The sequence below is a fragment of the Granulicella sp. dw_53 genome, assembly GCF_018449545.1.
GTDB lineage: Bacteria > Acidobacteriota > Terriglobia > Terriglobales > Acidobacteriaceae > Edaphobacter.
Map to the genome: position 1 here is coordinate 46,801 of NZ_JAAVUR010000002.1, position 11,635 is coordinate 58,435.

General features: G+C 56.4%; 8 protein-coding genes and 1 tRNA gene. 6 read left to right on the forward strand and 3 right to left on the reverse strand.

All coding sequences use genetic code 11. The annotated features are described in order from the left end of the window. The first annotated feature begins 70 nt into the window (after positions 1-70). Positions 71-2,860, forward strand: coding sequence for an RNB domain-containing ribonuclease (locus HB393_RS03165; RefSeq protein WP_213804094.1), 2,790 nt, complete (start codon positions 71-73; stop codon positions 2,858-2,860). 46 nt (positions 2,861-2,906) lie between these two features. Here the strand turns inward: HB393_RS03165 and HB393_RS03170 are convergent, their stop codons facing one another. Continuing rightward, positions 2,907-3,236 (reverse strand): hypothetical protein, encoded by a 330-nt coding sequence (locus HB393_RS03170; protein ID WP_213803714.1) that lies wholly within the window; start codon positions 3,234-3,236, stop codon positions 2,907-2,909. Between the two features lie 159 nt (positions 3,237-3,395). On the opposite strand from HB393_RS03170, the gene argC reads away from it, so the two are divergent. The 3 genes from argC (at position 3,396) to HB393_RS03185 (ending at position 4,912) form a co-directional block, all read left to right on the forward strand. Further along, positions 3,396-4,373: an N-acetyl-gamma-glutamyl-phosphate reductase gene (argC, locus tag HB393_RS03175; protein WP_213803715.1), complete on the forward strand. Its 978-nt coding sequence runs from the start codon at positions 3,396-3,398 to the stop codon at positions 4,371-4,373. 88 nt (positions 4,374-4,461) lie between these two features. Next, positions 4,462-4,734 (forward strand): oxidative damage protection protein, encoded by a 273-nt coding sequence (locus HB393_RS03180; protein ID WP_213803716.1) that lies wholly within the window; start codon positions 4,462-4,464, stop codon positions 4,732-4,734. A gap of 101 nt (positions 4,735-4,835) precedes the next feature. Then, a tRNA-Pro gene (locus HB393_RS03185) sits at positions 4,836-4,912 on the forward strand. Positions 4,913-4,991: 79 nt separating this feature from the next. Here the strand turns inward: HB393_RS03185 and HB393_RS03190 are convergent. Further along, the gene (locus HB393_RS03190; RefSeq protein ID WP_213803717.1) at positions 4,992-6,158 is read right to left on the reverse strand and encodes a site-specific integrase; all 1,167 of its coding nucleotides are present in this window, start codon (positions 6,156-6,158) and stop codon (positions 4,992-4,994) included. Positions 6,159-8,331: 2,173 nt separating this feature from the next. Here HB393_RS03190 and HB393_RS03205 point away from each other — a divergent pair. Continuing rightward, the gene (locus tag HB393_RS03205) at positions 8,332-9,108 is read left to right on the forward strand and encodes a LysR substrate-binding domain-containing protein (RefSeq protein WP_255550809.1); all 777 of its coding nucleotides are present in this window, start codon (positions 8,332-8,334) and stop codon (positions 9,106-9,108) included. A 307-nt stretch (positions 9,109-9,415) separates the two neighbouring features. Beyond that, a complete protein-coding gene (locus HB393_RS03210; RefSeq protein WP_213803721.1) occupies positions 9,416-10,282 on the forward strand; it encodes a DNA methyltransferase in 867 nt (288 codons plus the stop codon). 332 nt (positions 10,283-10,614) lie between these two features. Here HB393_RS03210 and HB393_RS03215 read toward each other — a convergent pair whose 3' ends face one another. Continuing rightward, entirely contained in the window at positions 10,615-11,604 is a 990-nt protein-coding gene (locus HB393_RS03215; RefSeq protein ID WP_213803722.1) for a hypothetical protein, read from the reverse strand. Positions 11,605-11,635: the final 31 nt, after the last annotated feature.

The window sequence follows — 11,635 nt, forward strand, 5'->3', positions numbered from 1 at the left end:
GGCGTTATTGCAGCGGGATAAAAACTGACAGCGTGCGGAGTTGGTGGGTGCGCGATATGCTCAGTATGAGATGGCGCAGACACCGTATCCCCAGAGTGATCGTGAGATTTTGAGGTTGATTCAGCGCTCGGCGGGGCATCGAGCCGGGTACAAACAGCTGGTGCGGGAGCTGGGGTTGGGTGGGGGGCGGGAGCGGCGGCTGTTGCTGGAGCAGTTGGCTCGGATTACGGTTCGGGGAGAGTTGGTCAAGACGGCGGATGAGCAGTGGAGTCTGCCGGCGGCTGCGCCGGAGAAGACGGCTCGTGCGGGGAAGAAGATGTATGACCGGCGAGGCGTGGAGATCTCTGAGAGTGGTGCGGCTGGCAAGGAGTTGCGGGCTACGCGGGACCGGTTGCTGGCGGGGCGGCTGGATCTGCATCGGGATGGGTATGGGTTTGTGCGCCCGAACGGGAGTGTGGACCGAAGCGACGACCTGTTTATTCCTCCGAATGAGCTGAACGGCGCGATGCAGGGGGATGAGGTGCTGGTGGACGAGGCTCCGCCGGGGCGGGACGGGCGGAGGAGCGGGCGGGTGGCCCGGGTGTTGACGCGGCGGAATCCGACGGTGGTGGGGATCTTTCATTATGCGCGGGGGCATCGGAGGGGTGGGGCGTGGGATCGGGAGCCCATTATCAATGGGAATTATGTGACTCCGCTGGATGAGCGGATGACGCAGCCGGTGCTGATTCCGGAGGGGATGGAGATTCCGGTGGTGGCTCCGGAGACTCCGCACCGGGTGCTGGGGGAGGAGGCTCGGGTGCAGCAGTTGGATTGGATGGACCCGACGCTGACGCAGCCGCTGGAGGGGCTGGCGGTGGATGTGGAGATTAACGACTTTCCGGGGGTGGGAAGGCCGGCGAAGGGCCGGGTGATCGAGGTGTTGGGCGATCCGGATGGGTTTGGGGTGGATGTGGAGATTATTATCCGCAAGCATCATCTGCCGCATGTGTTTCCGGCGAATGTGCTGGCGGAGGCGACGGACTCGGCTGCGCAGACGGTGGATGTGCTGGATGCGGAGGAGCTGGAGTTACGGCGGGACTTTCGCGGGCTGCCGATTGTGACGATCGATGGGGAGACGGCCCGGGACTTCGACGATGCGGTGTTGGTAAGGGAGCTGGAGAACGGGAACTGGGAGCTGCAGGTGCATATCGCGGATGTGAGCGCGTATGTGCGGCCAGGGACGGCGCTGGATCTGGAGGCGAGGCTCAGAGGGACGAGCGTTTACTTTCCGGACCGGGCGATTCCGATGCTGCCGCCGCAGCTTTCGAGTGGGATGTGCAGTCTGAGGCCGGATGAGGATCGGCTGGTGCTGAGCTGCGTGATGGAGATTGACGGGCGCGGCGAGGTATTGGGGTACGAGGTGTGCGAGGGGATCATCCGCAGCGCGCGGCGGATGACGTACACGCAGGTGCAGGGCGTGATCGATGGGAACGCGGAGACGCGGGCGGAGTTTGCGGAGCTGGTGCCGGAGTTTGAACGGATGCTGGAGCTGGCGCTGAAGCTGAATGCGAAGCGGCGGCGGAGGGGATCGATCGACTTCGATCTGCCGGAGCCGGTGATACGGTTCGATCCGAAGGGCAATATGGAGAGCATCGTGCGGAGCGAGCGGGGGTGGTCGCACCGGCTGATCGAGGAGTTCATGCTGAGCGCGAATGAGTGCGTGGCGACGTGGATCGAACGGCAAGGGGTGGCGAGTGTGTACCGCATCCATGAGACGCCGGACCCGAAGCGGATTGTGGACTTTGAGGAGACGGCGGCGGGTTTTGGATACTCGCTGGGGATTGGGAATCTGCCGGTGAAGCGGATGACGATGAAGAGCGACCGGCGGGATGTGAGGCGGGGCGGCTCCGGCGGCGGGGGCGGGGGGCAGGTGAAGCAGCATGAGGTTCCGGATGCGATTCCGGTGACTCCGCAGATGTATCAGAGGCTGACGGCGAAGATTGCGGGAAAGCCGGAGGAGCGGATTCTGGCGTTCCTGATGCTGCGAAGCTTGAAGCAGGCTCGGTACAGCGAGAAGAATGTGGGGCACTTTGCGCTGGCGAGCCCCAGCTATACGCACTTTACTTCGCCGATTCGGCGGTATCCGGATTTGATTGTGCATCGATTGTTGCGGGAGCTGATTCGGGAGGGCAAGGATACACGGGGTGGGGCGATTTTGAGCGACGATCCGCAGCCCTGGCAGATGGCCGTCGATGCCGCGGCAGGGAAGAAGACGGAGCGTGGGGCGCGGGGTGAGCGGGTCGAGTTAGAGGGGCCGATTCCGGAGGCGGAGCTGGCGGCGATTGCGACGGAGAGCAGCCAGAGCGAGCGGCGGGCGGACGATGCCGAGCGTGAGCTGATGGAGTGGAAGAAGATCAAGTTCATGCAGGACAGGGTGGGCGAGGACTTCAACGCGATTGTGTTGAGCTGCACGAAGTATGGGTTCTTTGTGGAGCTGGATGACCTGTTTATTGAGGGGCTGGTGCCGCTGAGTTCTTTGCAGGATGATCGGTACTACTTCCGCGATACGGACCGGACGATCGTGGGGGGGATGAACGGCCGGGTGTTCAAGATGGGGCAGCGGGTGCATGTGCTGCTGGACAGGATCGACCGGCAGCAGCGGCGGTTGCAGTTTGCTTTGCTGCCCTCGGATGAGGAGGTGCAGACGGCGAGTGGGATGGGGTCGCTGCGGGGGCCGAAGAAGGCGAAGAAGACTGCGGTGGGGGAGGATGGGCGGGTAGTACATAGCTCGCCGGACCGGTCGGGCAAGGCGCGGAAGGCTAAGGGTGGGAAGACGAAGGCGCGGTTGAGGGATAAGAAGAGTAAGGGGAAGCGGAAGTAAGGGGACTTTTGTATGTACGTTGGCTCAAAAGTGACTTATGTAGTGTTCATTTTGTGCTCTGCGCTTGGCACTGTTTTCTACTGTCTTCAAGGTCGGAGGCTTGGTAATCGGGTTTCATGACTACCATCTTTCCGCCTTTTTGCTGAAGCTCTCGAACGTCGCCATCACCGAGTTCCGAGCGCCATTTGAATCCTGACGGGTAATCGCCCTCCACATAATCGAAGGGCCGATGGGGATGTATCCGGGACATGTTTTCTCCAAACTTATTAACGTGGCGTTTTAGAATTACGCACGGCTGGCTTGGTTTGGGAGTTTGTGCGGAAGAAAAAGCGGAGAACGCAACAACGAACGCCAGCCATCGTTTCGTGTCTCTCACAAGTTTGTCTCCTGCTGTGATGCCACCATCATATGCTCTTCAACACACATTGCAGGCACTCCCCGGGAGTAAGAGGCGTTTCTTTTCTCGGGGTTGAGCGGTGATAATGGAAGGTAGAGTTCGCTTGCGTGCGAGTGAAGAAGGGGATACACAGAACCGATGGCATTGAAGGTTTTTATCGACGGCGAGGCGGGGACGACGGGGCTGCAGATTCGTGACCGTTTGCAGGGGCGGACGGATCTGGAGTTGATCTCGATTGATCCGGCGCTGCGTAAGGATGCGAAGGCGCGGGCGGAGGCGTTGAATGGCGCGGATGCGGTGATTCTTTGTCTGCCGGATGATGCTGCGAAGGAGGCGGTGGCGCTGATCTCGAATGACAGCGTGCGCGTGATCGATGCTTCGACGGCGCATCGGGTGGCTCCGGACTGGGTGTATGGGTTTGCGGAGATGAGTGAGGGGCAGCGGAAGGCGATTGCCGAGGCCAAGCGGGTCTCCAACCCTGGTTGTTTTGCTACGGGTGCGATTGCGCTGCTGAGGCCGATTGTTGAGGCCAAGTTGCTACCGGCGAAGTTTCCGGTGTCGATCCATGCGGTTTCGGGGTACAGCGGCGGGGGTAAGGGGTTAATTACGGAGTTTGAGATGGCTCCGTCGAATGGAACGAGCGATGCGTTCCGGGGGTATGGGTTGTCGCTGGCGCACAAGCATCTGCCGGAGATTCAGAGGTATTCGGGATTGAGCCATGCTCCGGTCTTCTCGCCTTCGGTAGCGCGGTATGCGCAGGGGATGATCGTGGAGGTTCCGCTGCAGTTGTGGGCGCTGGGGAGCGATGTTACTCCGGCGGAGCTTCGCAGGGTGCTGACCGAGGCGTATGCGGGGTCGAAGTTTGTCGAGGTGGCCTCGGATGAGGAGACGGCGGAGTTGCAGATCGCTCGGACGACTGCGAGCGGATATGTTGGGGCGCTCGATCCGGAGAGCCTCAATAATACCAATCGGATGAGGCTGTTCGTGTTTGGAAATCCGGATAAGCAGCAGGCCCGGTTGATTGCGGTGCTGGATAATCTGGGTAAAGGTGCTTCGGGGGCGGCGGTACAGAATCTGAATTTGATGCTGGGGCTGGACGAGGGTACTGGGTTGTAAGCAGGCAGCCGAGATCGCTTCCAAGAGGGTCTACGCCAGGCTGCGCGGTTTTTGTACCAGCTACAATCGGGAGAGGAGAAATACTGCGATGGCGCACATGGTTTTCGATACGCGATTCAAAACTGAGATGGAAGGGCTGGATGAGCCGCCGTTTGACTCGGACTTTGGGCAGAAGATCTTCAAGAATGTCTCGAAGAAGAGCTGGGGCGAGTGGGTGGAGCGGCAGAAGATGCTGTTAAATGAGTATCGGCTGCAGCCTTGGACCCAGGAGGCACAGGATTTTCTGGTGGAACAGATGAACGAGTTTTTCTTCGGCGAAGGCGGTGCGTTGCCGAAGGAGTATGTGGCTCCGACGCAGTAGTTGAGTGGGCGAGGCCTGCCGGTGGAGGGCAGGTCTCGTGTACACTTGGAGATGCAGGATACCCCGCCGTCGCCCTCTCGGGCTGACGGGCCAACACAAGTCGGGACGTGGCTCAGCCTGGTAGAGCGCACCCTTGGGGTGGGTGAGGTCGCTAGTTCGAATCTAGTCGTCCCGACCATTTATTCCAATCACTTAGCGTTAGCGGAGTCTCTCTTCGGGTCCAAATGCGGGTCCGATCTGGGTCTGTGCTGTTTTCCTCACTCCGGCTCACTCTTCATCTCCTTTCCAATCACCATGGCCGCAATGGCATCCTGTGCCGCTCTCTTGTCCGCAGTGACAGCTTTTGCATAGACACCCAGCGTCATCATCGGCGAAGAGTGGCGCAGTAAATCCTGCGTGGTCTTCACCGATGCCCCCGAAGAATGAAGCAGGGTCGCCAGGGTTCGTCGGAAGCTGTGCCATCCGATCGTCTTGGTGATCCCTGCCCTTTCCGCCGCAGGCCGTATGTGACGTTTGAGAACTGCATCCGGCCAATAAGGTCTTTCGCCGATCGCCCGCGGACTGGCGAATATCCAATCGTTCGGTTTGGGGAACGCCGTCGTCTTCCGCCATTCTTCAAGAGCTGTTGCCAGTTCTGTGGATAGCGGCAGAGGGCGCCGCGAGGCCAGGGTCTTCGGGGGACCTTCAACCTGATCGACCATCGACCGTACTACTTTCATCTCAGAGTCGGCGAAGTTGATATCCGCCCACTTCAATCCAAACAACTCACCCCGGCGAAGGCCTGTAACAGCCGCAAGGAGGATGAGGGTGAAAAAAGGATCGCGTAATTCGTCCAGGAGCGCTGCTACCTCTACAGGTGCGAGAACAATCTCTTCCTGTTGAGGTAAAGAACCCTGCCGAACGAGCCGAATGGGATTTCGTGTCATCCATTCATAGCGCATGGCGTGTTGGAAGAGCACGCTCATGACGCCCTTAGTTTTAGCCTTGGAACCGGGAGCTCCGGGCCTCCCATTCAACCAATTCTCAACCGCGACGGGCTTTATGTCCTTTAGCCGATGATCTCCCCATGTAGGAGAGATGATGTTCACCAGCTGGTGGACGTAAACCTGTTTGGTTCGAGTGGTCTTTCCGTTGCTGTCTGCCAGTTCCACTCTCCGAAAGTGTTCAATGAGCTGGTTCACCTTCATGGAGCTGAAACTCCAGCCTCCCGCTTCATCGTTGATTTCGAGTCGTAACCCTTCTATCGCCTTGAGCGCTTCAGCTTTAGATCGAAGCTCTGACTTCTGTCCGACGATCTGCTTACGGCGCGAGAGATGTCCGCTCTGATCTTTCTCCCACCAACGGTAAACCCAAACCGGAGAACTTTTACTTCTCCGCTCAATTGTCAAAGAACCTTGCTGATAGCGTGCTCGTTGTAAGTTCATGTGCCTTCTCCTTTACGGTTGGGCGACACGAACGGCGCTGTCAGTGTAGAGCTTTGTTTGCCAGAAATCGAGTTCAGATTTGCGGAATTTGACTCTTCTTCCCAACCTTCGATGGGGAATGCGCCCTTCTCTGGCCCATCGAAGAATAGTAACTGGGTGAATCCCGAGGAGTCTTCCCGCGTCATTCGCTGAAATCAGCGGCTCAAATGTAAATGTATCTGTTTGCATTTTCGTCACCTTATTTGAGGTTCAGTCAGACTGTCACGAGATCATCACCGAAGCTCAAGGCATCAATGAATGCTTTTTCTTACCACTCATTCCATCTGAGGCAATAGTACGAGGACATGCATTGGTGTACCTTTGCGCGGCGTGATTATCGTTAGTACGTCTGAAGTGAGTGGCTGACGAATTGACGAAGCGATCCTCCTGCTGTCTGTGAGTTCCTGTCGCTTTGGCAGTTGTAGCTTCAGTGTCACTGCATAGTTTCCCTCACCGCCAGCAAAATCGTTGGAAACTAGAGACCGTGAATTTCAGATAACGATCCCCGCTCTCTACCGACTAAACCGAACCCGGGTCCAAGTGGCGATTGATTGTTACTTTTTCAGACTGATTATTTCAGCTGAGGCAATAATCCAGAGATACGCCTTGCCGCATCGCAAACTGGTTGACAGGTAAACCTGGTCGGCATTTATTTATGCCCGCGATGAGTAACCGGGAGACGAGTGACATCGAAGCGATTCTTAAGGTCCTTTCCCTTGGGAGCGAAAGCGATCGTTCAACGTAAAGGAATGGAGACCCTAACTTTATTAGTGCGATTCGGTCCCCTGTCCCAGGGCAGACTTCGTCCTGATTCAATCAAAGATGGATTTCTGCTTGTCGATGGCCACAAGTCCCACCTGGACGGCTGTATCAGTACATAAATTTGCTCCAGTCTGGAAAATACAAATTATGCATGCAGATGAGTGACTTATATCGAACTGGCGATTATTGCCTCAAATGAAACGATCTGCCTATGAAAGAAATAATCGGTACCCTCCTTCTCGCTTATGTTGAGCAGGTGGATGCAGAGACCGAGCTCGGGCAGATGCGATACTTCCTGGCGATTGCCGAGGGGCACAGCTTTACTCGTGCCGCTAGACGATGCCATGGGGCGCAGTCCTCTTTGTCGAGGCAGATCCGCGCTATGGAGGTTTGTCTAGAGACGCGACTCCTTGATCGTCTTCCAAGGGATATTCAACTGACTGACGCAGGCAAGATATTCGAGAAGGAAGCAAACAAAGCTTCCCCTGAAAAGTCGTGGCGTAGGATTACATCTACTCTGTTTTGAATCCTTGATCGCAGTTCTTCCCCACAATCATCCCCTGGAAAAAAGGCCGATCGTCCGGTTGTTCGAACTGAAAAAAGAACAGATCGCAATCGTCTCCCGGCGGGTCGATTCTGGATCAGCCAGTGTGGAAGCAAATGCTTCAGAGAGCATGGGCCGACGCGTCTTCCATCGCATATGTCCCGAACTTGATCGAGTTGCTGGATTACGTCGCTCTTCATCGCAGTATCGGCCTGATCCGAAGCTCTGCGGGGCGTCTCCTGCGAAAGGACGTCCTGTACAAGCCGCTTGCCGATTCGGTCCCGCTTGAGACCGCACTGTCATGGAGGGCCGAGAATCGCAGCTCACGTATGCTGTCATTCCGAGACGCGCTGATTGCATTCGGGCAGACAGCCCAATTCAGAACCAGAGTCTAACTGCAGTTGGCATTGCAGAATTCGCAGGGGGATGCAGATTCTGCAATACCCGGAATGACAAACAAATTTATGCCGCGCTCGACTACTTTTCGCCCGAATTCCTTTATTTTCGACTGTTTCGCAGAGGTTCAAGGCCCATGCGCAAAATGTAGTGTGCTTGAGACTGAATATTCCTTTCGGGCCGCGAGCAAAATCTACAACACAAATGATCAATGGCTTAGGCGCATTTATCAGCTCATGCAGAAACTGCATATCCCTGTTCGAATTTGCATGAGGGGAGTGCGGGTTTCTCGCTTAGGTTGAGGAAGTGCAGAGCGAGATCGAGTTGCGGCAGATGCGATACTTCCTGGCGGTAGCCGAGGAACGAAGCTTCACTCGTGCTGCCAGGCGATGTCATGTCGCGCAATCCTCCCTATCGAGACAGATCCGCCGGATGGAGATCGATCTGAACGCTCGGCTTTTCGATCGCCTTCCCCAAGATATCCGGCTGACCCCTGCTGGAAAGATATTCAGAAGTCAGGCAAGCAAAGTCTTGGAGCACAGCCGACGGGCGATCTCGCTTGTGCATGCATTGGAGCGAGAGAAGGATCGGAGATTGAAGGTAGGACTCTCCACTCTCTGCGATCTGCCACGCATGCGAGTTCTCGTTGAAGCGGCACAGAGATCAGCGCCACAAACCACGGTCGAATGTACGACGGCATATACGTCAGAACTATTGTTGGGTTTGCTTCGGGGAAGGCTGGATCTTGCGATTGTCGATCTCCCCATCCGAACTCGGGGGATCAATGCTTTTCCTCTTTCTTCTGAGCCATTGATCGCAGTCCTTCCCCACCATCATTCTTTGGCGCAGCGACCAATGATGCGGCTGTTTGAACTGAAGAAAGAGCAGCTCATCATCGTTTCGCGGCAGGTCGATCCCGGATCGGTCGGTGCGGAGGCCATGTTGCGGAAGACAGGTATAGAATCGTCATCGATCAAATTTGCTGCGAACCTGATCGAGTTGCTGGATGAGGTGGCGCTCCATCGCAGTATCGGCCTGATGCGAAGCTCTGCGTGTCGCCTCCGGCGAGAGGATGTCCTGTACAAGCCACTGGCCGATTCCGTCCAGCTTGAGACCGCGATTGCATGGAGAGCGCAGAACCGCAGCTCTCAGTTGCTGTCGTTCCGGGATGCGCTGATTGCGTTCGGTCCACGGTCCTTGAGTGCTTAGCGGACATACGTTGCAATGTCTGTGAAACTGGTTTAACTTGATTGCCGCTTCTCATCGTTGACGTCTACTCCAGCAGTAGGTGTTCTCCGCTGACTCGGGCACGCGCTCGGGGTCTCTCCGGCGTCCTGCGGCACGGCGGACCTCTGCTTTTCTGGTTCCTCCCCAAACAAAGTTCCTGCAGAGAGCGCGAGAACTTTCTTTTAGGTCCCTCCCGAAAAGCGGTCCTGGGCGCTTGGAAGCCGGACCCACTCGCTCAGCTGCGCATGGGTGCCCCGAGTCATCGGGAGATCACCTACGGAGTCACATCATGCAGACGAATCGAACCGGCCAACTCTCAGTTCCCATCAACGCAGTTCTTCACGGCGATTGCATCTCCATCATGCGCAGTTTGCCAGTTAACAGCATCGACCTTATCCTGACCGATCCACCCTATCTGGTTCGCTATCAGGACCGGGAAGGACGATTCATCCAGAACGACAGCAACGCAGACTGGCTGATACCAGCATTTAGCGAAGCCTATCGCGTTCTCAAACAGGATCGTTTCATGATCTCTTTCTACGGCTGGACGCAGGTCGATAAGTTCTTCCACGCCTGGCGTAGTGCGGGATTTCGCATCGTTGGCCATCTGGTCTTCCGCAAAAAGTACACGTCAAAATCGCGCTTCCTCAAGTATCAGCATGAGCAAGCTTATCTGCTGGCGAAGGGAAATCCGACTCTCCCACAAACTCCGATCGCCGATGTCATCGACATGCCCTACTCTGGCAACAAACTCCATCCCACCCAAAAGTCGGTGGCTGCGCTGAAGCCGCTGATTGATGCTTTCACGCAACAGGGAGACGTTGTGCTGGATCCGTTTTGCGGTTCTGGCTCTACTCTGCTGGCCGCGAAGATCCTCAACCGCCGCTATCTCGGGATCGAACTCGATACTCAGTACCATGCAGCCGCTACCACGCGGCTGCATGGTGGTGGCATTCGCGCGTCTCAAAGAGTTTATGCGCCACAAAAAGAGCAGGCGTCAAGGCCGGTGCCGCCGGTCAGCGGTGCGCTGGGATCTTCATTAGCTATTATCAGGTTCGCAGCCTTGACTCCTGCTTTTGCGGTGCTCTCTTTCCTGTCATCGCTCGAATGCCAATCTGTTCAGACACTCCAAACGAGATCACTAATCATTAAGTGAGAGTCTCGCCTCTTGGGCTAAAGTCTTTTGACTGCAAATTCCTTCAAGCGCATCTCGAACGTTCGGAGAGTGAATTGGCAATTTACCACTCGTTGAGAAAGCGGTAACGAGCCAATTAGCCGTTATCACTCGTCCGGATAGCCGGTTTAGTCCAGTGGGCTGGATTTGTAAACACCGGCCGACCTCCGAGGACTGACTCGCCCGTCCGAGAACGGCCGGCGATAGCGGTCGCCTACGAAATGTTCAGCGGCCTGATAGAAACGTGGGTCACGCCGCTGTCTACTGCCGGTTTTGAGTTTGGCGAAAATCCGGAGCTGCAAAAGTAGCGGGTCCTAGCTCGATACGAAGGTGAAGTTCAGTGCATCCATAATTGGGCCAATCGGGCTGAAGACGCTGCCACCACCCTCTGCTTGCCCGAAGTGAAGCCCCACGATACTTCCTGTTTGCGCATCCAACACCAACGAGCCGGAGTCACCATCCGTTGTGTAGTGCTCGCAAAGCACCTGATTCTTGAAGCAGATCTGTCCGACTCCGCCGTAGAACATTTTGAAGTGAAAATTCGCGTCCAGGACTTTTCCTGATGTGATGCCTGAGCTCCTGCCTTGTAGAGTTACGGTCATGCCAATGCTCACGGCCGCCACCGTGAGAGGCGAAGCTGCATTGGCAATGTTGTATGTGATGTCCGGAAGACTGCCCTCGAACACTTGTGCCAGCGCGGCATCCATTTCGTTTACAAAGGCGCCACCGCGCACAAAGGGAATGAAATCGCTCAGAGTCGCAACCCAGTTGGTGGGATCAGTTCCCCCATCGACCGTTCCTGGATATAGGATTTTGTCTCCTTTGGAGGCAAGACCGTTGCGGGCAAGAATATGGGAATTACTCAGCAGGAATCGTGCATCGTCTTTTTGCACAATGGCGCCAACGGTGCCGGTCAGGCCCGAGATGTGGCCTACGCTGAAACCACTCTCAATAGGCTGGCTCCGAATGAGGTATCCCGGCGAAAAGTTGCCAATTTCCTTCACGTCGGTAAATGCTGCCTCGCCCTTGGCCGAGGCGAGCACCGCCGGAATCATGTAACGTCGCGAAATCCTGCTGAGTGGCCGCTTCCGTGCAACGTAAAAACAAATAGAGAGCTCGCCCGTCTCCTGCCCTTGACGCTCTTTTCGGCTGATTCCGATACCAACAATATTAGGATCTTTCAAAGTTACACGAATCTTTGCAACGTGCATTCCATGGGTGCGTTTAGAACGCGGGGTCCCCGGCATCTCTTCTGCTGTGATGGCCTCAAGGATTCTGAGAAGTCGCTGCGGTGTTACGTGCATCTGTTCCTCCTGGTGGTCAGCGCGGTGGCGG